24 protein-coding genes are annotated in these 24,707 nt (G+C 72.9%); 12 read left to right on the top strand and 12 right to left on the bottom strand.

Features of this window, described 5'->3' with window-relative positions:
- Nucleotides 1-20: 20 nt before the first annotated feature.
- Nucleotides 21-2,933 (bottom strand): collagenase, encoded by a 2,913-nt coding sequence (locus ACWCP2_RS19490; RefSeq protein ID WP_450909821.1) that lies wholly within the window; start codon nt 2,931-2,933, stop codon nt 21-23.
- A 466-nt stretch (nt 2,934-3,399) separates the two neighbouring features.
- Entirely contained in the window at nt 3,400-4,122 is a 723-nt protein-coding gene (locus ACWCP2_RS19495) for an SDR family oxidoreductase (RefSeq protein ID WP_450909822.1), read from the bottom strand.
- 236 nt (nt 4,123-4,358) lie between these two features.
- Between ACWCP2_RS19495 and ACWCP2_RS19500 the strand changes: the two genes are divergently transcribed.
- A complete protein-coding gene (locus ACWCP2_RS19500; protein WP_450909823.1) occupies nt 4,359-5,579 on the top strand; it encodes a serine hydrolase domain-containing protein in 1,221 nt (406 codons plus the stop codon).
- A 49-nt stretch (nt 5,580-5,628) separates the two neighbouring features.
- The gene (locus ACWCP2_RS19505; RefSeq protein ID WP_450909824.1) at nt 5,629-6,558 is read left to right on the top strand and encodes an alpha/beta hydrolase family protein; all 930 of its coding nucleotides are present in this window, start codon (nt 5,629-5,631) and stop codon (nt 6,556-6,558) included.
- A 22-nt stretch (nt 6,559-6,580) separates the two neighbouring features.
- On the opposite strand, the gene ACWCP2_RS19510 is transcribed toward ACWCP2_RS19505, so the two are convergent.
- The gene (locus ACWCP2_RS19510) at nt 6,581-7,234 is read right to left on the bottom strand and encodes a TOPRIM nucleotidyl transferase/hydrolase domain-containing protein (protein WP_450909825.1); all 654 of its coding nucleotides are present in this window, start codon (nt 7,232-7,234) and stop codon (nt 6,581-6,583) included.
- 208 nt (nt 7,235-7,442) lie between these two features.
- Here ACWCP2_RS19510 and ACWCP2_RS19515 point away from each other — a divergent pair, with 208 nt between their 5' ends.
- The 3 genes from ACWCP2_RS19515 to ACWCP2_RS19525 are packed head-to-tail and all read left to right on the top strand — an operon-like array spanning nt 7,443 to nt 10,941.
- On the top strand, nt 7,443-9,119 hold the full coding sequence (locus ACWCP2_RS19515) for an FAD-dependent oxidoreductase (protein ID WP_450909826.1): 1,677 nt from the start codon (nt 7,443-7,445) through the stop codon (nt 9,117-9,119).
- An 11-nt stretch (nt 9,120-9,130) separates the two neighbouring features.
- Complete coding sequence (locus ACWCP2_RS19520) at nt 9,131-10,591, top strand: ATP-binding protein (RefSeq protein ID WP_450909861.1); 1,461 nt, start codon at nt 9,131-9,133, stop codon at nt 10,589-10,591.
- Nucleotides 10,588-10,941, top strand: a complete 354-nt coding sequence (locus tag ACWCP2_RS19525) for a UBP-type zinc finger domain-containing protein (RefSeq protein ID WP_450909827.1) — start codon at nt 10,588-10,590, stop codon at nt 10,939-10,941. The genes ACWCP2_RS19520 and ACWCP2_RS19525 overlap by 4 nt, the downstream gene beginning before the upstream one ends.
- On the opposite strand, the gene cynS is transcribed toward ACWCP2_RS19525, so the two are convergent.
- A complete protein-coding gene (gene cynS, locus ACWCP2_RS19530; protein WP_450909828.1) occupies nt 10,942-11,412 on the bottom strand; it encodes a cyanase in 471 nt (156 codons plus the stop codon). It lies immediately after the preceding gene.
- A 104-nt stretch (nt 11,413-11,516) separates the two neighbouring features.
- Nucleotides 11,517-12,116: a carbonic anhydrase gene (locus ACWCP2_RS19535; RefSeq protein WP_450909829.1), complete on the bottom strand. Its 600-nt coding sequence runs from the start codon at nt 12,114-12,116 to the stop codon at nt 11,517-11,519.
- Between the two features lie 123 nt (nt 12,117-12,239).
- On the opposite strand from ACWCP2_RS19535, the gene cynR reads away from it, so the two are divergent.
- The gene (gene cynR / locus ACWCP2_RS19540; RefSeq protein ID WP_450909862.1) at nt 12,240-13,151 is read left to right on the top strand and encodes a transcriptional regulator CynR; all 912 of its coding nucleotides are present in this window, start codon (nt 12,240-12,242) and stop codon (nt 13,149-13,151) included.
- Nucleotides 13,152-13,159: 8 nt separating this feature from the next.
- Here cynR and ACWCP2_RS19545 read toward each other — a convergent pair whose 3' ends face one another.
- The gene (locus ACWCP2_RS19545; protein WP_450909830.1) at nt 13,160-14,128 is read right to left on the bottom strand and encodes a helix-turn-helix domain-containing protein; all 969 of its coding nucleotides are present in this window, start codon (nt 14,126-14,128) and stop codon (nt 13,160-13,162) included.
- Nucleotides 14,129-14,559: 431 nt separating this feature from the next.
- On the opposite strand from ACWCP2_RS19545, the gene ACWCP2_RS19550 reads away from it, so the two are divergent.
- Complete coding sequence (locus ACWCP2_RS19550) at nt 14,560-15,369, top strand: alpha/beta fold hydrolase (protein WP_450909831.1); 810 nt, start codon at nt 14,560-14,562, stop codon at nt 15,367-15,369.
- Between the two features lie 51 nt (nt 15,370-15,420).
- Here the strand turns inward: ACWCP2_RS19550 and ACWCP2_RS19555 are convergent, their stop codons facing one another.
- The 4 genes from ACWCP2_RS19555 to ACWCP2_RS19570 all read right to left on the bottom strand — a co-directional run bounded on the left by ACWCP2_RS19555 (nt 15,421) and on the right by ACWCP2_RS19570 (nt 18,354).
- Entirely contained in the window at nt 15,421-15,933 is a 513-nt protein-coding gene (locus ACWCP2_RS19555) for a hypothetical protein (protein WP_450909832.1), read from the bottom strand.
- A gap of 70 nt (nt 15,934-16,003) precedes the next feature.
- Complete coding sequence (locus tag ACWCP2_RS19560; protein WP_450909833.1) at nt 16,004-16,504, bottom strand: hypothetical protein; 501 nt, start codon at nt 16,502-16,504, stop codon at nt 16,004-16,006.
- A gap of 44 nt (nt 16,505-16,548) precedes the next feature.
- The gene (locus tag ACWCP2_RS19565; protein ID WP_450909834.1) at nt 16,549-17,892 is read right to left on the bottom strand and encodes a hypothetical protein; all 1,344 of its coding nucleotides are present in this window, start codon (nt 17,890-17,892) and stop codon (nt 16,549-16,551) included.
- Between the two features lie 30 nt (nt 17,893-17,922).
- Nucleotides 17,923-18,354, bottom strand: a complete 432-nt coding sequence (locus tag ACWCP2_RS19570; protein ID WP_450909835.1) for a hypothetical protein — start codon at nt 18,352-18,354, stop codon at nt 17,923-17,925.
- A 280-nt stretch (nt 18,355-18,634) separates the two neighbouring features.
- Here ACWCP2_RS19570 and ACWCP2_RS19575 point away from each other — a divergent pair, with 280 nt between their 5' ends.
- Both ACWCP2_RS19575 and ACWCP2_RS19580 read left to right on the top strand, forming a co-directional pair.
- Nucleotides 18,635-19,366, top strand: a complete 732-nt coding sequence (locus ACWCP2_RS19575; RefSeq protein ID WP_450909836.1) for a DUF4232 domain-containing protein — start codon at nt 18,635-18,637, stop codon at nt 19,364-19,366.
- Between the two features lie 129 nt (nt 19,367-19,495).
- Complete coding sequence (locus ACWCP2_RS19580) at nt 19,496-21,079, top strand: serine/threonine-protein kinase (protein WP_450909837.1); 1,584 nt, start codon at nt 19,496-19,498, stop codon at nt 21,077-21,079.
- Between the two features lie 11 nt (nt 21,080-21,090).
- Here ACWCP2_RS19580 and ACWCP2_RS19585 read toward each other — a convergent pair whose 3' ends face one another.
- On the bottom strand, nt 21,091-21,513 hold the full coding sequence (locus tag ACWCP2_RS19585; protein ID WP_450909838.1) for a ribosomal maturation YjgA family protein: 423 nt from the start codon (nt 21,511-21,513) through the stop codon (nt 21,091-21,093).
- A 153-nt stretch (nt 21,514-21,666) separates the two neighbouring features.
- Between ACWCP2_RS19585 and ACWCP2_RS19590 the strand changes: the two genes are divergently transcribed.
- A complete protein-coding gene (locus ACWCP2_RS19590) occupies nt 21,667-22,323 on the top strand; it encodes a lysophospholipid acyltransferase family protein (RefSeq protein WP_450909839.1) in 657 nt (218 codons plus the stop codon).
- 111 nt (nt 22,324-22,434) lie between these two features.
- A complete protein-coding gene (locus tag ACWCP2_RS19595) occupies nt 22,435-22,914 on the top strand; it encodes a DUF3515 family protein (RefSeq protein ID WP_450909840.1) in 480 nt (159 codons plus the stop codon).
- Between the two features lie 7 nt (nt 22,915-22,921).
- On the opposite strand, the gene ACWCP2_RS19600 is transcribed toward ACWCP2_RS19595, so the two are convergent.
- Complete coding sequence (locus tag ACWCP2_RS19600; RefSeq protein ID WP_450909841.1) at nt 22,922-23,110, bottom strand: hypothetical protein; 189 nt, start codon at nt 23,108-23,110, stop codon at nt 22,922-22,924.
- A gap of 152 nt (nt 23,111-23,262) precedes the next feature.
- Between ACWCP2_RS19600 and ACWCP2_RS19605 the strand changes: the two genes are divergently transcribed.
- Complete coding sequence (locus tag ACWCP2_RS19605; RefSeq protein WP_450909842.1) at nt 23,263-24,678, top strand: M1 family metallopeptidase; 1,416 nt, start codon at nt 23,263-23,265, stop codon at nt 24,676-24,678.
- The last annotated feature ends 29 nt before the right edge of the window (nt 24,679-24,707 follow it).

Genomic DNA, 24,707 nt, shown 5'->3' on the forward strand with positions numbered 1-24,707 from the left:
CGTGCCCTTCCGGATCGGGATCAGAAGCGGCTGGTGACGGTGGCTCCCGCGAAGACCTTGGCGGCGTGGAGGCTGATGTAGACGTAGCCGGCCGGCGGGTTCTTGATGGTGAGGGTCTCGGCGTTGGCGGCCTTGACGGAGCGGGCCGTGTAATTGCTGGTGGTGGCCCAGGAGTCCGGGCTGTAGTAGAGGTCGGCGTTGCCGGTGCCGCCCGCGACGGTGATCTTGAGCGAGGCCGTGCCCGCCGGGACGTTCACGTAGAAGTGGCGGTAGTCGCCCGCGGCGGCGGACACGCCCGAGCGCAGGCAGTTCTCGCCCAGCACCCGGGTGTCGGCGGCGGCGCACTCGACGGCCGCCGGCAGGAGCCGGGCGGAGACGGTGGCTCCCGCGAAGGCCTTGGCGGCGTGGAGGCTGATGTAGACGTAGCCGGCCGGGGGGTTGTCGATGGTGAGGGTCTCGGCGTTGCCGGTCTTGACGGAGCGGGCGGTGTAGTTGGTCGTGGTGGCCCAGGAGGTGGGGCTGTAGTACAGGTTGGCGTTGCCGGTGCCGCCCGCGACGGAGAGCTTGAGCGAGGTCGTGCCGGCCGGGACGTTCAGGTAGAAGTAGCGGTAGTCGCCCACCGGGGCCGAGACGCCCGAGCGCAGGCAGCCGTCGCCCAGCACCCGGACGTCCGGGTCGGTGCACTCGGCGGGCCCGGCGGTGCCCACGGTGACCGGCTTGCTGGTGGTGGCGGTGGCGCCCTTGTTGTCGGTGACGGTGAGGGTCACGGTGTAGGTGCCGGCCGCGGTGTAGGTCTTCGACGGGTTGGCGGCGGTGGAAGCGGCGCTTCCGTCACCGAAGTTCCACGAGCGGGAGGCGATGGTGCCGTCCGCGTCGGTGGAGGTGTCGGTGAAGCCGACCGCGAGACCGTTGACCGAGGTGGTGAACCCGGCCACCGGGGCCTGGTTGGCCGGCGGGTTCGTGCCGCCGCCGCAGTCTCCCGCGGCGCACTTGGCCAGCCACGCGGCGAAGTCCGCGTCGTACCGGGTGCCGATGGTGGAGGTGAGCAGGGTGCGGGCGGCCGCCCAGTTGCCGGTGCGGTAGTGACCGAGCAGCGTGGCCACGTCCTGCGGGTGCGACTGCAGCAGGTAGCGGACCGCCAGGTAGCCCCACTGGTAGACGCGGGTGGAGTCGGAGTTGTCGTAGGTGGTGTCGAACAGGGTGCTGAGCTTGTAGGTGTTCTTGCCCGCCTCGGTGACGGCGCGGTCGTAGGTGACGCCCCGGTACGAGTACGAGATGTACTCCGCGAAGCCCTCGACCCACATCACGGTCGGGGTGGTCATGCCGGCGTCGAAGTCGCCGAACATGTCGAACCGGCCGTCGAGGTAGTGGGTGTACTCGTGGTTCAGGTTCCAGATCTGGAACTCGGGCCGGACCCACTCCGCCTCGTAGGCGATGAAGCGCGGCTGGTTCCCGGCGACCGCCGGGTCGCCCTCCAGGTACATGCCGCCGTTGTCGGTGCTGATCCCGAAGATGACGCCGGCGTAGGTCTGGTAGTCGGCGCTGGAGTCGAAGGCCACCACCTCCAGGGTGGTGTTCTTGTCGTTCGCGACCGGGCCGCCGTCCTTGACCACGTTGTGGAAGAAGGCGTCCTGGTTGGCGAGGCTGGTGCAACTGGCGGCCAGCTCGGTGGCGTTCATCTGCTGCGCGACGATGCGCAGGCTCGGGCTGCAGGTGTGGTTGACCGTCAGGACGGCGGCACGCACGCGGGTCGGCAGGTCACAGGTCCCGTACGAGGAGCAGTTGGCCGCGTCGTACGAGGAGGTCATCTCGGCGAGCGGCACCCACAGGGCGGCGGTCCGGCCGGTGATGGAGGTGCGGTCCAGCAACTGCTTGACCAGCGGACGGACGGTCGGCTGGAGCACCGTGTGCTGGAGGAAACGGCCCAGTTCCCGGGCGGCGTTGGCCGTCAGGTAGGCCTTGTCCGTGCCCAGCAGGTCGTCGTGGGCGACGGCGAAGTCGCGCAGCACGGTCAGGATGCTCGGGTCGGCCTGGACCGCGGGCAGGAACTCGGCGGTCTGGTGGCCGCGGAACAGCACGGTGTAGGCGTTGTTGACCGCCGCGACCATCGACCAGGAGCTGTCGTACGAGGAGTTGTAGCCGGTCAGCAGGCGCTTGACCACGGAGAGGTAACGCGCGTTCTCCTGGGCGCTGTCGATGAGGATGACGGCCTCGGACAGGGTCGCGCCGTTGGCCTCGGTCACGTCGCCCGCGCGCGGGGCGGCGAAGAAGGTGTCCAGGGCGCCCTGGATGGAGCTCTTCAGCGCCGGGCCGTAGGAGCCGACGGTGGACTCGTTGTACCACTGCACGAAGTACCCGGCGCGCAGGAAGAGCACGAGCTGACCGGTCGAGGTGCTGTTGTCGCCGGGGTAGGCGGCGGCGGAGGCGCGCAGCGCGTCGGCCACGGAGACCATCTGCGCCTCGCGGAAGGCGGCCTTCGCGTCGTTGCCCTTGAGCTGGAACAGCGAGTTCACGCAGTTGATGTCGGAGGACTTGATCTGCTGGACCAGGGCGGCGCCGGTCTTCGAGGTGAAGTCCGCGACGTTGCAGGCCGCGGCCAGTGCCTCGGCGGCGGCAGCGGCGCCGGGCGCCAACCGGGCCTTGGCGGCCTGCTGTTCGGTGCGCGCGGGCTCCTTGGCGGCGCGGAGCGGGGCGCGCTCGGAGAGGTCGGCGTCCGGGCGCGCGGCGTGCTCGGCCCGCAGGGCCAGGACGGCGGCGGATTCGGTCGAGGGCTGCGGGGCGGCGCCCGTCCTGAGGACCGGCGCGGGTGCGGCGGGCCTCGGTTCGCCGGCGAAGGCCTGGCCGGCGGGGGAGAGCAGCGTCAGGCCCAGACAGCAGGCCAAGGCGGCTATCAAGGGCCGGGTGCGGCCCTTCGTGGTGGGGGTACTTCGCATGAGGGGTGGGCCTCCGAGCCGGTCTGCGGCCGCGCTGGCGACGCGGCGAATGGGGGGTGCGGGCCGTGTCGTCGACGGGAGTTGGCCGGGATGTCAACTCTGTCGTGTACACGGCTATGCAGTGTGCGATGTAACATGGCACACATCACATGGCGCTGGAAGTCCTCGGAGGGAACTTTTAGGCAACCTGCCGCGCATCGGGGCCGGATGGGGCCGGGCGCTCATCCGGTTCACCCGGTCTCGTCCGGGTTCGCGGCGGGGAGGGTGCGCAGGGAGGCGTTGTTCGGGCCTCGGCCCACAAGTGCGTCGTTCGTGCTCCGCCGGACAACGCGTCGTTCGGGCTCCGCCCGGAAACACCACGGGACCGGCACGGGGCCGGTCCCGGTCATCTGCTCTGCTCGCTGGACAGATCCGCCCCTCGCGGGGGCGCCCCGCCGTGTGGTGGTGTGGCCGTGGGGCGGCCCGGTCAGGCCTCCTGGCCCGTGGCGGCGAGGACGATCTCACGGATGGTCACGTTCTGCGGCTGGCCGTAGGCGTAGGCGACGGCCTCGGCCACGGCCTGCGGGTCGAGGGCGCCGCCGGCGGACTTCTTCCAGGCCTCGTAGTCGCTCTTGATCCGCTCGTCGCTGGTGTGGGAGAGCAGCTCGGTCTCCACGGCCCCCGGGGCGATGGTCACCACGCGCACACCGGAGGAGGCCACTTCCTCGCGGAGGTTCTCCGACATGGCGTGCACCGCGAACTTCGTGCCCACGTAGGCCACATGGTTCGGGAAGGTCTTGCGACCGGCCACCGAGCTGATGTTGACGATGGTGCCCGCGCCCCGGTCGATCATTCCGGGCAGCACGGCCCGGGTGGCGTAGAGCACCCCCTTGATGTTCAGGTCGATCATGCGCTCCCACTCCTCCACGGGCTGGTCCGCGATCCGGCCGAGCAGCATGGAGCCCGCGTTGTTGACCAGGCCGTCCACCGGGCCGAACCGCTCCTCGGCGTCGCGGACCGCGGCCTCGATCGCCGCCCGGTCGGTGACGTCGACCTTCCGGCAGAGCGTCTCGGGCAGCCCGAGCTCCTCCAGCAGCTCCAGGCGGCGCGCCAGCAGGAGCAGGGGGTGGCCCTGGGAGGAGAGCAGGCGCGCGGTGGCGGCGCCGATACCGGAACTGGCGCCGGTGATGGCGACCAGGGGCTTCGTCATGGGAGCCTCGTCCTTTCCTGGTGATTACAGGGGAATCCTGATGGTTTCCGAGTATCAGGAGAGCACCTCCGAGCCCTCCCCCCACGCAAGCCCGCGCGCCCGGCCGCGCCGCGTCGCACACCCGGCCGCGCCGCGTCGCACGCCCGGGCCGCGCCGCGTCGCACGGCCACAACGCCGCGTCGCACGGCCCCGGCCACCGCATGCGGCACGCTCCGGCCGCCGCCATACTGGGCAGCGTGAGGCGTACGCGTACGGTTCTGCTGTGCGTCGCCGGACTGCTGGGCGCGGCCCTGCCGGCGGGGGCGGCCACGGGCGCGGAGCCGGCCGCCGAGCCTGCGGTGGCGACGGGCGCCTGCGTGAAGTCTCCCGGGCCCGCTCGGGGCGACGCGCTCAAGGCGCTCACCATCGCGCAGCAGGCCCAGAAGGAGTTCGGCCTGAACTCCGTGATCCTGCGGGTCTCCTCCGGCGGCCGCGAGGTGCTCACCACGGCCCTCGGGGAGTCGATGACGAGCGTCCCGGCCGAGCCGTCCATGAAATTCCGTACCGGCTCCGTGGCCATCGTCTACATGGGCGCCGTCCTGCTCCAGCTCGTCGACGAGGGCAAGGCCTCCCTCGACGACCCGGTGTCCCGATGGCTGCCGGAGGTGCCGCACGGCTCGGAGATCACCCTACGCATGCTGGGCAGTTCCACCTCCGGCCTGCACGACTACGTCACCGACCCGGCGTTCCTCGCCGAGCTGGAGGCCAAGCCCTTCCGCGCGTGGACGTCGGCCGAGGTCGTGCGCATCGCGACGGACCAGCCCCTCCTCTACGCGCCGGGCACCAACTGGAGCTACTCGCACGCCAACTTCAACCTGCTCGGCGAGGCGCTGGAGAAGATCAGCGGCCTCCCGCTGGACCGGCTGCTGAAGGAGCGCGTGTACGGCCCGCTCGGGCTGAGCGGGACCAGCAACCAGTACACCCCGCAGATCCCCGAGCCGGTCCTGCACGCCTTCACCTCCGAGCGCGGCACCTACGAGGAGTCCACCTTCTGGAACCCGTCGTGGACCACCACGCCCGGCGCGGTCCTCGTCCAGAACATCTGCGACCTCGACCGGTCCGCGCGCGGCATCGGGACCGGGCAGCTGCTGTCCGCGAAGGCCTTCAAGACACAGCTGGACCCCGGCACCGTCGGGCTCGGTCACCCGACGGCATCCTGCCCGGACACCGTCTGCCTCCTGACCAATACGGCGGCCCACCACTTCGGCCTCGGCGTGATCGTCGTCGACGACTGGATCCTCACGAACCCGTCCTTCTCCGGCTACGCGGCCATCCAGGCCTACCTGCCGGCGGAGAAGCTCGCCCTCTCCGTCACCGTGACCCAGGGCCCCAAGAGCCCCGCCGGGAACTCGGCCCAGACCATAGCGGAACGCATCTCCGCCGCCCTCGCCCCGGGGCACGAGCTCAAGATGCGCTGAGCTGACGGGACTTGGGCGGCGCCCGGCGCCCGGTCGCTACGATGCCGCCATGATCCTCTCCGCGCCAGCGCCGCTGATACGTGTCCTGTACGACGAGTCCCGCCGCGACCTGCGCGATGCGTCCCGTCCGCGGCCGGTCCGCCTGTACGTGTGGGAGCCCAGCGGCACGCAGCGGAAGGACCTTGAGCGGGGGGACCCCGAGCGGAAGGACCCCGAGCGGAAGGACTCCGAGCGGGAGGACCCCGCCCCGCTCGTCGTCGTCTCGCACGGCACCGGAGGCTCGGGCAGCGAGATGCAGTGGCTGGTGGACCCCATGCACGCGGCGGGCTTCCGCGTGGTGGCCCTCGACCACCACGGCAACAACTTCGTCGACGGCTACGAGCCGGAGGGCTTCCTCCACCCCTGGGAACGGCCCAAGGACATCTCCTTCGCCCTCGACGTGCTCGCCAAGGAACAGCCCCTCGGCCCGGTCGGCGTCGCGGGCTTCTCCATCGGCGGCTACACGGCCGCGGCGCTGGCCGGAGCCCGCATCGATCCGGGCATCCTGCGGGCCGTGCTGGCGGGTGAGGTGCCGCTCCCGGAGATTCCCGAGTTCCCGGGGGTGCTGGAGGCCCTGCGCGCGAAGTACCCGCAGGAGGAGGCCGCCCGGCGCACCCTGGAGGGCGCCGGCGGCGACCTCTCCGACTCCCGGATCCGGGCCGTCTTCCAGGTGGCCCCGGGAGTCGGCTCCCTGGTGACCCGGGAGAGCCTGGAAGCCGTCCGGGTCCCGGTCGCCATCCGCTGGGGCGGAGCGGACACGATCACCCCGTACGAAGCCGACACGCGGCCCTACCTGGACCACATCCCCACCGCGAGCGGCCGTTCCATCGGCCCCGCCGTCCGGCACGACGACTTCTTCGCCCCGGAGCCCGCCGACCCGACCGCCCGGGTCCGGGCAGGCGAGGACGCGGCCGCCTTCTTCCTGGAACGGCTGGGCTGAGCCGCCCGCGGGCGGCGCCGGGTCACAGGCTCGCGAACAGGCGGTCGAGCGGCTCCGGTACCTGACCGGGGCCCAGCGCCTCGACGAGGACCCGGCCGTAGCGGATCTTGCGCCCCTTCTTGGTACCGAGGAAACGCCGCACCTGCTGCTGCGCCGTGCGGCCCCGCTGCGCGGGCTGGCGCAGAAACGTCCGCAGGGCACGGTGGTCCCCCTCCTCCCGGACGAGCTCCTCCACCCTGGGCACCCCCAGCGCGCGGATCAGCTCGTCCTCCAGGTCCGCCGCGCAGACGAAGAAGCCCCGCGGCTCGGCGCCGGCCCGCTCCCAGCCGCGCACGTAGAACCCGCGCTCCGCCTCGTCGCACAGCCCCGTCAGGCGCAGCCCCAGACCCTGCGGGCCGAGGAACCCGGCGAACCGCGCCACGCTCATCGCACCGCCCATGGGCAGGACGCAGACCCCTTCGGCGGCCAGGTTCCGGCCCCGCATCGCGGCCAGTGCGTCGACGGCTTCGGCATCGCTCGCCCCTTCGAGCAGCACGACGGTCCGTACGGGCAGCCGCACGGCCAGCTCGCGCGCCGCGTCCGCTGCCTCCCCCGCGTCCCCCACGGCACCGAGGCCGCCGGCGTCACCGGCCGCCCACACCGTCACCGCATCCCGGAACCCTGCGATGTCAGCCATGTCTCCCATGGGGCGAGTCTGATCCACTTCCCGCCGGCGCGGTACGCATTTTCAACCCGACGGGCCGGCCGCCCGCGGGACTGCCCACCGGGGCACCCGCGCCGCCCGTCCGCGCGGACCCGGACGATCGAACCTAGGATGGACGGGAACCGGGTGGGGGCGGCTCGCCGTGACGCCGCCCGTCCAGGCCGCTCGGGGTGGGAGAGCCATGACAGAGGTCGCCGAAACGGCGAGGACCGTGATCCTGACCGTGGACGACGATCCGGGAGTGTCCCGTGCGATCGCCCGCGACCTGCGGCGGCGCTACGGTTCCGGGTACCGGATCGTACGCGCCGAGTCCGGCGAATCCGCCCTGGAAGCGCTCCACGAGCTCAAGCTCCGCGGAGACCTGGTGGCGGTGATCCTCGCCGACTACCGCATGCCGCAGATGAACGGCATCGAGTTCCTCGAACAGGCCCTCGCCGTGTACCCGGGCGCGCGCCGCGTCCTGCTGACCGCCTACGCCGACACCAACGCGGCGATCGACGCGATCAACGTCGTCGACCTCGACCACTACCTCCTCAAACCCTGGGACCCGCCCGAGGAGAAGCTCTACCCGGTCGTCGACGACCTCCTCACCGCCTGGCGCACCGGCGACCACCGCCCCGTACCCGCCACCAAGGTGGTCGGGCACCGCTGGTCGGCCCCCTCGTCGAGCGTGCGGGAGTTCCTGGCCCGCAACCAGGTGCCCTACCGCTGGTACTCCAGCGAGGAGCCGGAGGGACAGCGGCTGCTGCGGGCCGCCGGAACCGACGGACAGCGGCTGCCCGTGGTGATCACCCCCGGCGGCACCGTGCTGATCGAGCCGGACGCACCCGACCTGGCCGCCCACGTCGGGCTCGCGACCACGCCGACCTCGGAGTTCTACGACCTCGTCGTGATCGGCGGAGGCCCGGCCGGACTCGGCTCCGCGCTGTACGGGGCCTCCGAGGGGCTGCGCACCGTACTGGTCGAACGGTCGGCCACCGGCGGACAGGCCGGGCAGAGCTCCCGCATCGAGAACTACCTCGGCTTCCCGGACGGGGTCTCCGGCGCCCAGCTCACCGAGCGGGCCCGCCGGCAGGCGGGCCGGTTCGGTGCCGAAATCCTCACCGCGCGCGAGGTCACCGGACTGGAGGTCAGCGGCGCCGCCCGCGTCGTCCGCTTCTCCGACGGCTCGGCGATCGGCGCCCGGAGCATCATCCTGGCGACCGGCGTCTCCTACCGGCAGCTCGGCGCTCCCGGCTGCGACGGGCTCACCGGCCGCGGCGTGTACTACGGCTCCTCGCTCACCGAGGCCTCCTCCTGCCTGGAACAGGACGTGTACATCGTCGGCGGCGCCAACTCCGCCGGACAGGCGGCCATGTACCTCGCCCGCGGTGCGAAATCCGTGACGCTCCTGGTGCGCGGTGAATCCCTGACCGCCTCCATGTCGTACTACCTGATCCAGCAGATCGAGGAGACGCCCAACATCACGGTGCGTACCCGCACCACCGTCGAATCGGCGCACGGAGAAGGCCACCTGGAGCAGCTCACGCTGCGCGACGTGGACACCGGAGCCTGCGAACTCGTCGACACCCAGTGGATGTTCGTCTTCATCGGCGCGGCCCCGCTCACCGACTGGCTGGACGGTACGGTGCTGCGCGACGACCACGGCTTCATCCTGGCCGGGCCGGACCTCACCCCGGACGGACGGCCGCCGGCCGAGTGGGAGCTGGACCGGCCGCCCTACCACCTGGAGACCAGCGTGCCCGGAGTGTTCGTGGCGGGCGACGCGCGCGCCCGGTCGGCGAAGCGGGTCGCGTCCGCCGTCGGAGAGGGAGCCATGGCCGTCATGCTCGTCCACCGGTACCTGGAGGAATCGTGAGCGGGCGGGCGATGCCCTGCTCCCCGCAGGAGATCGCCTCGCTCTTCCTGTTCGAGAAGCTCACCCCGGAGCAGCTCGGGCGGCTGTGCGCCGAGGGGCGCGTGGAGCGGTTCGACACCGGCCCCGTGTACACCGAGGGCGACCCCGCGACCTGCTTCTACGTGATGATCGAGGGGACCGTCGTACTGTCCCGCCGGGTCGGCGGCGACGAGGTGGAGGTCGGCCGGACCTCCCAGCGCGGGGTGTACGCGGGAGCCATGCAGGCCTACTTGGGCGACCGGGTCCCGCAGACGTACAACAACTCGATGCGGGTGACCGAGCCGACGCGGTTCTTCGTCCTGCCCGCCCAGTCGTTCGCGGACGTCATGCAGGAATGGTTCCCGATGGCCGCGCACCTGCTGGAAGGGCTCTTCTTCGGCTCCCGGAGCACGCAGCAGGTCATCGGCCAGCGCGAACGGCTCCTCGCCCTCGGCTCCTTGTCCGCCGGACTCACCCACGAACTCAACAACCCGGCCGCGGCCGCCGTCCGGGCCACCGCCACCCTGCGCGAACGCGTGGGCAAGATGCGGCACAAGCTGGCCCACATCTCCCAGGGGAACTACCCCCGCGAGGCCATCGCCGAGCTGATCGAGATCCAGGAACGCACCGTCGAACGGGTGGCGAAAGCCCCGGCGTTGAGTCCTCTGGAAGCCTCCGACCGGGAGGACGAACTCGCCGACTGGCTGGAGGACCACGGAGTCCCCGAGGGCTGGCGGATCGCGCCGGTCTTCGTCCAGGCCGGCCTGGACACGGACTGGCTGGAGCACGTCGCGGCGAGCGTGGCCGAGGATCTCCTGCCGAGCGCCATCGGCTGGCTCAACTACACGGTGGAAACAGAGCTGTTGATGGACGAGATCGACGACTCCACCACCCGCATCTCGCACCTCGTGGACGCCGCCAAGCAGTACTCGCAGCTCGACCGCGCCCCGCACCGGGTCGTCGACGTCCACGAACTCCTCGACAGCACCCTGGTGATGCTCTCCGGCAAGATCGGCCCCCGGATCCGGGTGGTCAAGGAGTACGACCGCTCCGTGCCGGACGTACCGGCCTACCCCGCCGAACTCAACCAGGTGTGGACCAACCTCATCGACAACGCCGTCTTCGCCATCGGGAGCACCGGCCGCGAGGGCACGCTGACGGTCCGCACGGCGCGATCGGGTGACCGGCTGCTCGTGGAGTTCCGTGACACGGGGCCCGGCATCCCGTCCGAGATCCGCAGCCGCATCTTCGACCCGTTCTTCACCACCAAGCCCGTCGGCGAGGGCACCGGTCTCGGCCTGGACATCTCCTGGCGGATCGTCGTCAGCAAGCACCACGGAAGCCTCCAGGTCGAGTCCGTGCCGGGGGACACCCGCTTCCAGGTGCTGCTCCCGCTGACCACGCCGGAAACCGGGTCCGATCATGATCCCGAGCACGCAGAGGAGCCCGCATGACCGCCATCGACGGAGTCGACCCCGAGGTCCCGCCCACCGGCACCGGCTGCGTCGATTGCGACGCGGTGGGCGGCTGGTGGTTCCACCTGCGGCGCTGCGCCCAGTGCGGCCACATCGGCTGCTGCGATTCCTCGCCCGCCCAGCACGCCACGGGGCACTGGAAGTCCTCCGGCCATCCGCTGGTGCAGAGCTACGAGCCGGGCGAGGACTGGTTCTGGGACTACGCGACGAACGAGCTGTACGAAACCGGCCCCGAGCTGACCCCGCCCTCCGCCCATCCCTCCGACCAGCCGGCCCCGGGGCCGGCCGACCGGCTCCCCGAGGACTGGAGCCGGCGGCTCCACCGCTGATCAGAAGGGCTTGGTCGGCAGGTACTTGCCGTCCAGGGTGATGACCGCGCGCTCGCCGCCGTCGGGGTCGGCGACCTTCTTCACGTCGAGTTTGAAGTTGATCGCGGAGACGATCCCGTCGCCGAGCTGCTCGTGGACCAGGGCCTTCAGCGTGGTGCCGTACACCTGGAGCATCTCGTAGAAGCGGTAGATCGTCGGGTCGGTGGGGACGCCGCCGGGGAGCGAGCCGCGGGTCGGGATGGTCTGCAGCAGCGCCGCGTCGTCGGCGTCCAGGCCCAGCAGGCCGGCCACGGCCTCGGCCGAGGCCCGGGGCAGCGGGTGCTGGCCGAGCACGGCCGCGGTGACGAAGGCGACCGACAGGCCCGCGGCGTCCGCGATCCGCTGCCAGGTCAGGTCCTCGCGGATCTTGGCGTCCACGGCCTTGACGGCCAGGGCCTGACGGGCGGTGTTGTCGAACTGGGCGTGCACCATGAGAGGGCTTCCTTTCGGGGAACCGCTCACCCGCGAGGAGGTGGGGGCGAGCGGCGTACGGGGTGGGGGACCGGCGGGTCGGGGACCCGGGGGGTGGCGGCCGGTCAGGCCGCGGGGGAAGCGGGCACCGGGGAGCCGAGTTCTTCGACGCCCCCCGCCCGGATGTCGTAGACCCAGCCGTGCAGGGTCACCGAGCCCGCGGCCAGGGCGCGGGCCACCGAGGGGTGGGTGGCCAGGTTCGCCAGCTGGGCGCGCACGTTCTCCCGTACCAGGGCCTCGACCCTGCGCGGCTCCTCCGCGTCGGCGGTACGGGCCAGCGAGGCGTCCGCGTGCCGCAGCCAGCCGGCGACGGCCGGTGCGGCGCTGAGGTCGTGCCGTTCGGCCAGGGCCGTCATCGCGCCGCAGGCGGAGTGCCCGCACACCACGATGTCGCTCACGCCGAGGACCGCGACGGCGTACTCGATGCTCGCCGACACCCCGTCCGTGCCGGGGGCATGGGCGGGGACCAGGTTGCCCGCGGTCCGGATGACGAACAGCTCGCCCGGCTCGCTCTGGGTGATCAGCTCCGGCACCACACGGGCATCGGAGCAGCTGATGAACAGGGTGCGCGGGCGATGGGTCGTCGCGAGCCGGGCGAAGAGCTCCGCCCTGCCCGGGTAGACCTCCCGCCGGAACTGGGCGACGCCCTCGATGAGGTCGTGCATGGTCACTCCCTTCGATGACTGCCGACCCGTGGGGCCGACGGGATCCACCATGCACGAGCTGCACCTATAGCGTCCAAGACGCATTCACCATGTCTGCTATAGATGACATCTATACTTGAGGCCATGGCCCTGGAACTACGTCACCTCCGCTACCTGCTCGCCGTCGCCGAGCACGCCAGCTTCACCCGCGCCGCCGAGGAGCTGCGGATCTCCCAGCCGACCCTGTCCCAGCAGGTCAAGCAGCTCGAGAGCGCCATCGGCGTCCAGCTCCTGGACCGCACCGGCCGCGCCGGCGTCCGCCTCACCGACGCCGGTGAAACCTACGTCCACCACGCCCGCCGGGCCCTGCGCGACCTCGCCGCCGCCGAACGCGCCGTCCACGACGTCGCCGACCTCTCCCGGGGTCACCTCCGGCTGGCCGTGACCCCGACGTTCACCGCCTACCTCGTCGGGCCGCTGGCGGCGGAGCTCCACGCCCGCCACCCCGGCATCACCCTGGACGTCAGGGACATGGCCCAGGACCGCATCGAAGCCGGGCTGCTCGCCGACGAACTCGACCTGGGGATCGGCTTCGACGGCCCGCACCTGCCCGGCATCACCGCGACCGCGCTGTACGCCGAGACCCTCGGCCTCGTCACCGCCGCCCGCCCCACCGAGGGGTCACAGGCGCCCGGGCCGCTGCCCGTAGCCGATCTGGCGCATCGTCAACTGGCGCTGCTCAGCGACGATTTCGCCACCAGGGGACATATCGACGCCTACCTGTCCGCCCACCGGGTGCGGCCGCGCATCGCGGTGGAGGCCAACTCGGTCCAGACCCTCACCGAGATCGTCCGGCGCACCGACCTCGCGACCGTCCTGCCCGACGCGGTCACGGAGGACCACCCCCACCTCGCCCCGGTTCCCCTCGAACCGCCCCTGCCCACCCGCACCGTGGCCCTCCTCGGGCGCGAGAACGCCTACCGGAGCGCCGCGGGACGCGCGTTCACCCGGCTCGCACACGACCACGTCCGGGCCCGCGGTTACACCCCGGCCTGAGCCCGCGGTCACACCCCGGCCTGAGCCCGCGGCTCCACCCCGGCCTGAGCCCCTGCGCCGCGCCCGGCGCGGCGCAGGGCCGCGGGCGTGGTTCCGTACCAGCGCCTGACGGCCCGGCGCAGGGCGCGGGCGTCCGCGTACCCGCTCCGGGCGGCGACCGCCTCGACGCCGAGGTCGGTGTCGTGGAGCAGCCGGGCGATGTGGTCCCGCCGCACTGCCTCGACCTCCACGCTCCAGGTCGTGCCGTGCTCCTCGAGGCGGCGCTGGAGGGTGCGCGGGCTGATGGTCATCCGCCGGGCCACCGAGGACAGGGTCGCCGCGCCCTCGTCGTGGGCGGAGGCCAGGGCGGTACGGAAGAGGGCCGGCCAGTCGTGCAGCGGGATCGCGCGCGCGAGGCTCTGCTCGGCGTGCCGGCGCAGCACGGCCGACAGCCCGGGCTGGGCGTGCGGGGCCGGGGAGTCGAGATCGGCGGCGCGGAAGGTGATCGAGCTGGCCGGGGCCTCGAACTCGATGCGCCGGGTGCCGTAGAGATCGACCAGGGCGTCGTGGCGCGCGGGCGCCTTGGCGGCGAGGGAGACGCGCAGGGGGACGAGGCGCCGCCCGGCCGCCTCGCCGAGCCGGCGCCGGTACAGGCCCAGCGCGTAGCCGCGGATGCCGCAGGCCGCCTCGTGGGCGATGTCGGCGCGGTTGAGGTGGCCGATGGTGACGCGTTCGCCGTCCTCGGTGATCTGCATGCCGTCCGTCAGGGGATCGGCGACGCTGGCGAAGTGGGCCGCGGCGTCCCGGATCCCTTCGAGCGGAGTGGGCGCGGAAGTGATCAGGTAGTCCCAGACCCCGAAGGTGCCGATGCCCGACTCCCGCGCCAGCAGCACGGACATCTCGGTCCAGGGAGCGTGGACCGTGGTGAGCTCCGCGATCCGGATGGCCGTCGCCGAGGGGGTGCGGCACAGGTCGTCGTTGAGGTGCTCGGGCGCCATGCCCAGCAAGTGGGCGTATCCGTGCGGACCTATGCCGACCAGCCGCGCGACATTGACGCTCAGACGGGCGAGAGCGGAGGAGGTTGTCCCCCGATGTGCATGCGAGACCACAGCGCAGGAGCATAGTCCAGCGTGAACTGCCAGGTCAGTGCGGGGTTGGAGCCTGGCGTCCCCAACGTGGCGTACCAGGTCCCCCCTTGGCGCGGCCGGTCCCCTTGCAGGCACGAAAAGCCCTACGGAAGACGATCTTCCCGGCGGTAGGGTGGCGACCGCCCCCGCACCGAACGGGCGGCACGGACGGCAGCGGCTGCGGCGGAGTCCCCCCACGGGGGTGGGGGACGCGCGGGCCGCCCGCACGGGGCCGGCCCGGATTCCGGGCCGGGGGCACGAAGCAACGGCAACGGATACCGGCTGAACCTGGGGGAACCGACATGTTCACGGTGGTCTCGTCCGACGGCACGGCGATCGCCGCCGAGCGCCACGGCAGTACGGGCCCGGTCCTGATCCTCGTCGGCGGCACGCTCATGACGCGGGCCCGGCACGCACCGCTCGCCGCGCTCCTGGCGGGCGAGTTCAGCGTCGTGAACTACGACCGCCGCGGCCGCGGCGACAGCGGCGACCACCCCGCCTACGCGGTGCAGCGCGAGATCGAAGACCTGGACGCGCTGATCGCGCACGTGGGCGGGCCGGTGCTGCTCTTCGGGATGTCCTCCGGAGCCGTCCTGGCCCTGGAGGCCGTGGCCCGGGGCAGCTCGGTCTCCGCCCTGGCCCTGTACGAGCCGCCGTTCGTCGTCGACGGCAGCCGTCCGCCGCTGCCCGACGACTACGTGGACCGGGTGGAAGCGGCCCTGGCCCGGGGGAGCACGACCGAAGCCCTCACCCACTTCCTGACCACGGGCCTGGCCATGCCGCAGGAGGACATCGCCAGGATGCGCCACACTCCGGTCTGGGCCGCGTGGGAGGCCGCGGCCCCGACCCTGCCCTACGACGGCCGGCTGATGGCCGGCACCATGTCCGGCCGTCCGCTGCCCACCGACCGGTGGTCCTCGGTGAGCGTGCCCGTCCTGGTCGGCCACGGCGGCGCGGGTGACACGTACATGGCCCACGCGGCGAAGGAACTGGCCTCCCACGGCGGCAACTACACCCTGCACACCCTCCCCGGCCAGACCCACGCCGTGGACCCGCAGGCCCTGGCGCCGGTCCTGACCGCCTTCTTCAAGGGGCTGCCCCCGGTCGCGTGACCGGCGGGCGACGGCGACGCGCAGGGGCCACCGGGCCCCGGGCCGTCCGGGTCAGAGCTTCCCGAAGACGACCCCGCGCCAGGTCCACCCCGCGCCGAGGACCGCTTCGCGCAGCGGGTCCTTCAGGTCCGCGTTGTCGAAGCGGAACACTTCGGTGGCCCCGAGCCGGCCGTCCTCGCCCCGCTCGGCCTTCCAGCGCCGGGACACCGTGGTGACCTGGCCGCGCGTGGCCTCGGCCGACAGGGCCAGCCGGGGTGTGCCGCCCAGCCAGGTCACCTCGAACTGCCGGTCGATGCTGCGGACCTCGCGGGCGGCCGGGTCCAGGCGCAGCTGGATCTGGAGCACGCGGCTCACCTGGGTGCGGGCGAAGAAGGTGTGCCAGGCGGGCTCCCGGATCCGCCACTCCGCCACCAGGTCGACGCCCTCGGGGGCGCCCCCGCGCACGACGTACGGGGCGTCCGCGTCGAAGAGCCCGAGCAGGGCGGCTCGCAGCTCCTCGGGGGAGCGCGGTGCGACACCGCTGTCGGGGTGCCTGGTGCCGGTCAGTTTGTCGAAGAGACCCATCGCACCACCCTAGGGACATCCGACCGTTCGCTACAAGATCGAGCGTTCGGGCCCGGCCGCACGGGATCCCTCAGGAACCCGCCGCCGCCACGTCCGGGCCCACCGTTCGCAGGAACTCCTGGAAGTCGCCCAGGACGCTGTCGTGCTGCTCCGCGGTCGCGGTCAGCACCATCCGGATCACCGCACGCTCGCGCGGGTCGTTCACGTCCAGCATGGACAGGTAGACCTGGGACTGGACGAGCTCGCGGCGCACGCCGCCCGCGACCGCCGAGAAGGCCACCCGCTGGGTCAGCCCCGGCGCGCCCTCGGGGCCGATCTCCCGGCGGGCCGCCACCACCACGGACTCGCCGGCCTCGCGCAGCCGCTCCACCGACGCCTCGGCGAGCTCGTCCAGGGTCACTTCGTCCGGCCGGTACTGGCCGTCGATGGTGATGTTGGCCGTGAAACCGGCATCCGGCCGCGGATGCAGCGCGACGAAGGCCACGCCCGGAGCGCCGACCTCGTCCGGAGGAGCGGGCCGCCAGCCCTCAGGCAGTCGGAACTCGATCGGTACCGGCAGTGTCGTGGCCATCGCGCGCCTTCCTTCGTTCTTTCTGTCCTCCCACGGAACGTGGGTCAGTCGAACCAGCTGCTGACAGTGTCCTTGACCGAGCCCGCCGCATCGCCGACGGCATGGGCGGCGTCCCCGACCGCGTCCGCCGCGTCGCCCGCTGCGTCGGTCACCTTCGCCGGGTCGACCGTGAACTCCGCGCCGACCGAACCGCCGAGGCCGAGGGCGACGCCCACCTTGCCGCCGATGTGGAACTTTCCGTCGTCGCCCTTGCCGAAGGTCACCTTCGCCTCGGCGCCCGCACCGGCCCATCCCTCGGCCGTGGCGCCGGCCCCGATCCCGGCGAGCTCGGCGCCCCCGGCGACGGTGCCCTTCGCCCCCGCGAAGGCCTTCCCGCCGGCGTTCAGGCCCTCCAGGCCGACGCCGGCACTGGCCTGCGCCTCGGCTCCGGCGAACCCCTCGGCCCGGCCGTAGCCCTCCGCGTACCCGTATCCCGCGCGCCCCTCCGTCAGGGCCCGGCCGCCCGCGGACACCTCGGCCTTGCCCGTGAGGCCCTTGTCCGTGATGCCGACGTTGGCGCTGGCCCGGGCTCCCGCGTAGGCGTCGGCGATGCCGGAGAGCCGCATCGAGCCGTTGCTGAGGGATCCCTTCGCCGTCGCGTGGCCGAGCTCCGCGTACGCCTGCGCCGAGCCCTCCTTGCCGTACTTGGGCCCGGAGGCCTTGGCGCCCGCGTCGGGCCCGGTCGCCGACGCGGAGCCCTCGGCCTGCCAGCCGTCGGTCTTCGTCCCCACCTCCGCGTCCTGCGAGCGGGGGAGCGGCACCTTGGACAGGTCGCCCTCCGGGTGGGCGTTGAACCCGCCGATGGTCTGGTCGGCCCCCTTGCCGAAGGCGTCCCGGTTGCTGTCGACCACGGCGGACTCCAGCGCGGCCTTCACGTGCTGATCGGCCTCCGAGGCGGCCTTCACCCGGTCGTCTATGTACTGCTGCCACGTGCCGACGGCCGTGCGGATGGAGGCTTCGCCGTCGGGATCGTGGTGGTAGGCGCTGCGTTCGGCCGGGGTGAGCTTCGCGTAGTCGAAGGCGACGCGGCCCTGCTCCGACACGGTCATCCCGGCGGCGACCGCGTCGTCCCGGGCGCTCCGGAGCTTCGACTTGAGATCGGTGAACACGGCGTGGGCGTCCAGCAGCAGGCTCGCGATGGCCTTGGCCTGGGTCTGCGCCGCGGCGTACTCGTAGCGCGTCGCCGCGAAACCCGACTGCGCGGCGCCCGCGCTGACGCCGGCCCAGGTCTGGCCCAGCGTGATCTTCTGCACGCTGTCGCCGTAGCGGGTCTCGACCTTCTTCAGCTCGCCCGCCATGGCTTCCCACGTGGCCGCCGCGGTCGTCAGCAGGCCCAGGTCCGTGGTCATGACCTCGTGATACGTCGGCACCGCAGCCCCCTACAGACCGTTCAGCTTCGAACCGGACGCAAGGAACTGGTCGCCCAGGCCGGTGTCGTGGCGCACGAACAGCCCCGAGGCCCCGCGCAGCGCCCCCTTCTCCGAGGACAGACGGCCCATCAGGGTCCGCACCTGCTGGTCCCAGGTGTCCGACACCTTCTTCAGGCCACCGGCCGTGTCCCAGCCGTCGAAGCCCTTCCGGGCCGCGTCGGTGGCGGCGTCCGCGTGCTCGCTCGCCGTCTTGGTGCCGGGCTCCAGCTCGGTCTCGATGGTGTTCGCCGCCGCCTGCTTCTCGGCCGGCGTCGAGGCGAAGTCACCGGGCCCGCCCGGAGCGAAGGGCCCCGTCGGCGCACCGTTCAACCGCACCGCCACGTCGTGGTCCGCGGCGCCCGCGCGCTCGCGCTCCCACTCCTGCGTGAAATCCCCTGACATGACGCTCCCCCGTCCGAAGGGAAGGATCATATGCATGTCAATCCCGTGGAGGTCAACGGCCGTTCGTCCGACCGGAGCGTGACGGTCTCGTCCCTGCTTGGTAACAGGCGTCTGAGAGCCGCGGGATGTGGGAAATTCGCTCCTGCAGGCCGGTCTCGGTGCCGGAAGGGGCAGGTGGAGGCCATGACGGCCGGCTCCCGGGCCCCTCGGAACCGACGCGGTCCGCACTCGGCATCGAGCATCAACAGCGGCCGCACAGGGCCGAAAACGGGGGAACACCATGAACACTGCCACCCGCACGACCCGCAGGGGCTGGAAGTCCTACGCCCTCGGCCTCGCGACGGCCACCGCCCTGCTCGCGTCCGCGGCGTGCTCGCCGAGCGGGGGCGACGGGGCCGACGGCAAGCCCACGGCCCGGCCGAGCACCCCGAGCGCCCCGAGCACGTCCAGCGCTCCGAACACCCCGAGCCCGACCGCCTCCCCGAGCACGCCGAAGCCCGGCGGCACGCCGTCGGCGAAGCCGACCCCCGGAGCCGGCAGCACGGGAGGCGGCGGCGGGGGCGCCGTCGCCGTCTGCGCCCCGGGCGACGTCTCGATCACCTCCAGCACCGAGGACGACAAGAGCCAAAGCGTCCGCCACATCCTCCTGACCCTCACCAACACCGGCAAGAAGCCCTGCACGGTCTACCGCTACCCCCTCATCCAGCTCGGCGACGCCCAGCGCCCGGTCCCCGAGATCAAGGACAGCGCCCCGATGCCCGGGACGCCGTTCGAGATCATCGCGCCGGGCAAGCAGACGTACGCCGCGCTGCTCCTGAACGGCCCCATGGACGAGGCCCCGGCGAAGACCATGACCGTCCAGCTCCAGGACACCGGGGACGGGAGCAAGAAGGGCGCCCCGATCAAGGTCGCCTTCCCCGGCGTCGACACGGTCTACTACAACGACTTCGCCAAGGTCACCCACTGGATGACGGCCTCGGGTCTGGCCCTGCGCTTCATCATGTCGTCCTGACGATCCACCCCCCGCGCTGTCGGCGCCGTCCTCTAAGGTGGCTCCACCGGCCGTCCGTACGTTCCGTCCGTACGTCCCGTCCGTACGTCCCGTGCGCGCGGACAACGGCCTTGTGGACAGGGGGAGTCGGTGGAGGCACTGCGGCCCGGCGACCCGCCGGAGATCGGCGGGTACCGCCTGCTGGCGCGGCTCGGCGAGGGGGGCATGGGCGAGGTGTTCCTGGCCCGGACGGCGTCCGGCCGGCCGCTCGCCCTGAAGACCGTCCACCGGGAACTGAGCCGGGATCCCGACTTCGTCGACCGCTTCGCGCGGGAGATACGCGCCAACGACCGCGTACGTTCCCCGTGGACGGTCTCCGTGGTGGATTTCAGTGCCCCCGGGGCGGTCCCGCAATGGCTCGCCACCGAGTACATCGCCGCGCCCTCCCTGGGCGAATGGGTGCACCGGCACGGACCGCTGCCCGGGCCCGCCCTGTGGAGCCTGGCCCGGGAACTCCTCGCCGCGCTCGTGGCCGTACGGGCGGCCGGTGTGGTGCACCGCGACATCAAACCGGGGAACGTACTGCTCGGCCGGGAGCGCCCCTTCCTCATCGACTTCGGCATCGCGCGGGCCGTGCACGACCCCCGCCACACCCGTACGGGAGCGGTCATCGGCACGCCCGGCTTCCTCGCCCCGGAGCAGGCGACCGGGGCCGTGGCCGGGGCCCCGGCGGACGTGTTCTCGCTCGCCGCGGTCCTGGTCCACGCGGCCACCGGCCGCAGCCCCTTCCTGGCCGACGGCGAGGAGCTGGAACTCCCCGGCCTCCTCTACCGGATCGTGCACGACGAGCCCGCTCTCGACGGCGTTCCCGAAGGGCTCCGTTCCGTGCTGGGGGAGTGCCTGGCGAAGGCGCCGGGGCAGCGCCCGACCGCGGACGAGGTCCTGGCCCGGGTCGGCGCGGCGGGGGAGGAGTGGCGCGGGGCGGTACCCCCTTCTCTGGCGGCGGACGTGGGCCACCGGGAGGCCGGACTCCAGCGCGCCCTGGCCGCGTCCCACCCACTCCCCGTACCCGTACCCCTGTCCGCACCCGCGCCGCCGGTGCCGTCGGCGCCGCCCTCCGCGTTCGCGGCTACCCCGCCGCTGGCCTCTCCGCCTCCCGGCACACCACGGCGTGTGCCGTGGGCGGCGGCGGCCGCGGCGGCCGCCGTCCTCGTCGTCGCGGCCGCCCTCGTGGCCAAGATGCCGTGGAAGGGGGACGCGGACGGAACAGGTGCCGGACCCGGAGCCGGTACAGGAACCGGGACGGGATCGGCGTCCCCGTCCGCTTCGTCCTCCGCGATGCCGCGGGCATGGGCCGGCACGTGGACCGGCACCGGACCCGGCACCCCCGACGCCGACGGCATCACGCGGGCCAGGACGGGCGCGTTCTCGGTCACGGTCACGCTGAACGAAGGGTCGGTCGGAGACCTCGTGGGCCGGCAGGTCAGCAGTGTGAAGGAGCTCGTCACCGGCCGCGACCTGGGGTGCACGGAGGCCCTGGAACTACGGCAGACGAGCGGGAACAGATCGGTCTTCGCCGCAGCGACCAGCCACCCGACCGACCCCGCGGCCACCTTCGACTGCCCCAAGGGGAACCTCTACGTGCTGACCATGGCGCAGCCCGACCGGCTGACCCTGGAGACCGAAGGCGCCCAGTCGGCCGGAGCCCCCGGGACGCTGACCCGCAGCGGCTAGGCCGGCTCGACCTAGGCCGCCTGTGCGCGGCTCGCCGCGGTGTGGCAGAGCCAGCCGACGGCCGCCCCGACCGCGTACCAGAAGAGGTCGGGCGCGTTGAAGGTGGACCCGAGGACGAGACGGGCGAGCACACTGTGCCGGGAAAGCTCCGCCGGTACCCCGGTGAGCTGGAGGAACTCCACCGCCCAACTCACCGCGAGAGCGGCCGCGGCGGCCCGCAGGGCCGTCAGCCGTGGCAGGGCCGCCACGACGAGGGCGAAGACCAGCACGGTGTACAGCGCGTCCCCGCCGTACTTGGCGAGGCTCCCCGTCGCCACGGCCCGTAGCCCCAACCCCGCGCCGAGGGTCACGACCACGGCCCCGGCCGCCACGAGACGGGTACGGGCCCGGCCGGTCACGGCCGGTGCGGGGTTCGCGGGATGGTGGGCGGTCACGGGGACCACCCTGCCAGACGCCCGTCGCGGTGCGGAGGGCCGGGCGGGTCTCGTACCCAGGCCGTTTGAGTAGCGCGACTCATGCCGGACCGGCCCGCGGCCGACAGGCTGGGCGCACGAAGCCGTACAGCCCCGCCCCGGAGGTCCGATTCCATGCTCAGCCACGTCGCCGCCGTCCTGGCTCCGGTGTTCGGGCGTCTGACCGTGTCCGAGGACGCATCGGGCCCGGCGGCCGGCGGGACCATCCTGGCCGCCAACCACACCAGCCTGGCCGACCCCGTCATCGTGGTCGCCGCCCTGCGCCGGCTCGGCATCGACCCCGTGATCATGGCCACGGCCGGGCTGTGGCGGATCCCGGTGCTCGGCGGGGCGCTCGCCCGCGAAGGGCACGTCCCGGTCCACCGGGGAACGGACCGCGCGGCGCGTTCGCTCGCCGACGCCGCCGCGGCACTGGCGGCGGGGCGGTGCGTGCTGATGTACGGGGAGGGCGGGATCCCCGCCCGCCGCGACTCCGGCGACGCCGCGCCCCTGCCCTTCCGCAGCGGCCTGGCCCGCCTCGCGCTGGCCACCGGAGCACCCGTCCGTCCCGTCGGTCAGGCGGGAGCACGCCGCGTGAGCTCCGGGACGACGGCCAAGCAGCTCGCCGGAGTCCTCACGGCCCCGGTCCGCCGGCCCCGGCTGCACGTCCACGTGGGCGCGCCCCTGCATCTGCCGGACGGCGTGCCCGAGGCAACGGCCGCGGCCCACGGGGCGGTCACCTCGGCCTGGCACACCGCACGGTCCGGTCTCGTGGGCTCCGCCGGACGGTGAGCCCTGGCTGGGCGCACGGCCCGGACCGCCCAACGCGCCGCTCCTCGGGATGAGTAGAGTCACCGGGTAGCCGCTGCGAGCGGAGTGCGGCCGGACGGTGCGGAGAGCGAAGTGGACCGGAAGAAGCAGGCACTCCTGGCCGGTCCCGTGGTGCTGGGGCTCGCGGCGGCCGGGGCCTTCGTCCTGAGCGGCATACGAACCGTGGAGCCGGGCCCCTTTGCGGCCGATCCCCACTGCCGCCGGGTCCTGGCGCAGCTTCCCCACGAACTGCTGGGGGAGGAGCGCGACTCCGTCGAGGGCGCCGGCGCCGCGAGTTGGGGCGGTGGCAGCATCGTGCTGCGCTGCGGTGTCGAACCCCTCGCCCCCACGGTCAACACCTGCATGAACGTCAACGGCACCGACTGGGTGCTCGACGAGGAACTGGCCGAGCGCGCGGGGCGGCGGGTGCTCACCACCTACGGGCGGCTCCCCTCGGTGGAGTTGGCCTTCAAGGAGGACGACCTGCTCGCAGGCGACGCCCTGGCCGTCATCGACAAGGCCGTACGGGACATCCCCCAGCAGTCCAAGTGCATCGGTCTAGAGGAGACCTGAACCTTCATCAGCACACGCCGGTGTACCTGATGCCGTGCAGGGCCGCCAGGTCGCGGGAGGCCGGCTCGGGGTGGGCGGTCAGGGCGGCGTGTACCGCGTCCAGGACCGGCAGCCCGGCGTGGCCGCGGGCCAGGGCCACGTCCCTGGCCGCCAGCGCCACCGGGAAGTGCGAGCCCTCGGCGTGGGCCCGGGCCACCGCTCCGGCCGGAGGACCGCGGGCCGGCTCCGAGCGCTCCCGCGCACCGTGGCCGTCGAGTTGACCGCCCGCGGGGGTCCCGGCGGGGACGCCGGCGGTGAGTGCATTGGAACTCTCCCGTCCGGCCGCACGGGCGTTCTACCGTGCCGGTCATGATCTCGCTCAGGAATCGGCGGGCCCTGCTGCTCGCCCTCGCATCCGCCCTGCTCTGCGTCCCGCAGACGGCCATGGCCCAGACCGCTCCGGCCCCCGCGGCCCCTGCGGCACCCGTGGCCCCCGTGGCCCCCGCGGCGGCGACGCCCGACCGCCCCTCCTACGAGGTGTCGTTGCGCGCCGACGCCGACGGCTCGCACTGGACCGGCCGTCAGACGGTGTCCTTCCGCAACTCCGCCCGCACTCCGCTGCGGTCGGTCGACGTCCGGCTGTGGGGCAACGGCACCGACGGCTGCGGAACCCCCGGGTCGCCGTCCCCGGTCCGGGTCGCCAGGGTCACCGGAGGCACCCCGCGCCCGCTGACCGTGGACTGCACCGCCCTGCGGGTCGACCTGCCCGCGCCGCTCCCGTACGGGGCGCGGACCAGCATCTCCTTCGACGTGGACCTCACCGTCCCGGACCGGGTCCACCGCTTCGGCAAGGACGGCCCGCACCGCTACCTCGGCAACGCGCTGCCCCTGCTGTCCGTACGCGACGCCCAGGGCCGCCACCTCGACCCCGACCTCGGCTTCGGCGAGAGCTTCTACACCCTGGCCGGCGACTTCCGCGTCGTACTCGACCACCCCACCGCCCTCGCCGTCCCGGCGACGGGCACCACCGCCCGCCGCCCCGGCGGCCCCGGCCGCACGGTGACCACCAGCGTCGCGCACGGCGTACGGGACTTCGCGTGGGCGGCGGGCCCCTTCCTGTCGAAGACCGTGACCACGCCGGGCGGAGTACGGCTGAACGCGTACTGGACCGCCGCCACCTCGTCCGAGGGCGTCGCCGTCGACCTGAAGGACGCGGTGGGCTCGGTCGACGCGTTCGGGAAGCGCTTCGGGCACTACCCGTACGGCGAGCTCGACCTCGTCATGAGCGACAGCCTCGACGACTTCGGCAACATGGAGTTCCCGGGCCTCGTCCTGCTCTGGACCGAACCGGAGGGGTCGGCGGTCGTCCACGAGATCGCCCACCAGTGGTTCTACGGCATCGTCGGCAACGACCAGTTCGCGTCCCCCTGGCTGGACGAGTCCTTCGCCCAGTACGCGAACCGGTCCTACTACGGCGACGCAACGGCCACCTGCTGGGAGGACCAGGGTGCCTGGCCCAGCGCCACCTCCGCCCTCACCCGTCCCATGGCCTACTACGCGGACGGTCACCGCTCGGAGTACGCCCGAGTCGTGTACCACCGCGGTTCCTGCGCGCTGAGCGACCTGGAACGCGTCCTGGGCACCCCGGCGATGACGACCATGCTGCGGGGCTACGTCCGCGACCACTGGCTGGGCGTCGCCACGACCGCGGACTTCAAGCGCGCGGCCCAGGCGGCAACGCCCCAGGACCTCACCCCGTTCTGGACGGAACACCGGATCCACTGACCCGCCCGGGCACCGACCCGCCCGGGCAC

The organism is Streptomyces sp. NPDC002104 (assembly GCF_053593795.1).

What these genes read in the sequence shown, in the direction of transcription:
- ACWCP2_RS19525 (WP_450909827.1), top strand. Translation starts at nt 10,588, where the DNA reads ATGACCGCCATCGACGGAGTCGACCCCGAGGTCCCGCCCACCGGCACC.
- ACWCP2_RS19565 (WP_450909834.1), bottom strand. Translation starts at nt 17,892, where the DNA reads ATGACCACGGACCTGGGCCTGCTGACGACCGCGGCGGCCACGTGGGAA.
- ACWCP2_RS19515 (WP_450909826.1), top strand. Translation starts at nt 7,443, where the DNA reads ATGACAGAGGTCGCCGAAACGGCGAGGACCGTGATCCTGACCGTGGAC.
- ACWCP2_RS19570 (WP_450909835.1), bottom strand. Translation starts at nt 18,354, where the DNA reads ATGTCAGGGGATTTCACGCAGGAGTGGGAGCGCGAGCGCGCGGGCGCC.
- ACWCP2_RS19555 (WP_450909832.1), bottom strand. Translation starts at nt 15,933, where the DNA reads ATGGGTCTCTTCGACAAACTGACCGGCACCAGGCACCCCGACAGCGGT.
- ACWCP2_RS19535 (WP_450909829.1), bottom strand. Translation starts at nt 12,116, where the DNA reads ATGCACGACCTCATCGAGGGCGTCGCCCAGTTCCGGCGGGAGGTCTAC.
- ACWCP2_RS19505 (WP_450909824.1), top strand. Translation starts at nt 5,629, where the DNA reads ATGATCCTCTCCGCGCCAGCGCCGCTGATACGTGTCCTGTACGACGAG.
- ACWCP2_RS19545 (WP_450909830.1), bottom strand. Translation starts at nt 14,128, where the DNA reads ATGGCGCCCGAGCACCTCAACGACGACCTGTGCCGCACCCCCTCGGCG.
- cynS (WP_450909828.1), bottom strand. Translation starts at nt 11,412, where the DNA reads ATGGTGCACGCCCAGTTCGACAACACCGCCCGTCAGGCCCTGGCCGTC.
- ACWCP2_RS19490 (WP_450909821.1), bottom strand. Translation starts at nt 2,933, where the DNA reads ATGCGAAGTACCCCCACCACGAAGGGCCGCACCCGGCCCTTGATAGCC.
- ACWCP2_RS19605 (WP_450909842.1), top strand. Translation starts at nt 23,263, where the DNA reads ATGATCTCGCTCAGGAATCGGCGGGCCCTGCTGCTCGCCCTCGCATCC.
- ACWCP2_RS19575 (WP_450909836.1), top strand. Translation starts at nt 18,635, where the DNA reads ATGAACACTGCCACCCGCACGACCCGCAGGGGCTGGAAGTCCTACGCC.
- ACWCP2_RS19560 (WP_450909833.1), bottom strand. Translation starts at nt 16,504, where the DNA reads ATGGCCACGACACTGCCGGTACCGATCGAGTTCCGACTGCCTGAGGGC.
- ACWCP2_RS19520 (WP_450909861.1), top strand. Translation starts at nt 9,131, where the DNA reads ATGCCCTGCTCCCCGCAGGAGATCGCCTCGCTCTTCCTGTTCGAGAAG.
- cynR (WP_450909862.1), top strand. Translation starts at nt 12,240, where the DNA reads ATGGCCCTGGAACTACGTCACCTCCGCTACCTGCTCGCCGTCGCCGAG.
- ACWCP2_RS19550 (WP_450909831.1), top strand. Translation starts at nt 14,560, where the DNA reads ATGTTCACGGTGGTCTCGTCCGACGGCACGGCGATCGCCGCCGAGCGC.
- ACWCP2_RS19510 (WP_450909825.1), bottom strand. Translation starts at nt 7,234, where the DNA reads ATGGCTGACATCGCAGGGTTCCGGGATGCGGTGACGGTGTGGGCGGCC.
- ACWCP2_RS19495 (WP_450909822.1), bottom strand. Translation starts at nt 4,122, where the DNA reads ATGACGAAGCCCCTGGTCGCCATCACCGGCGCCAGTTCCGGTATCGGC.
- ACWCP2_RS19590 (WP_450909839.1), top strand. Translation starts at nt 21,667, where the DNA reads ATGCTCAGCCACGTCGCCGCCGTCCTGGCTCCGGTGTTCGGGCGTCTG.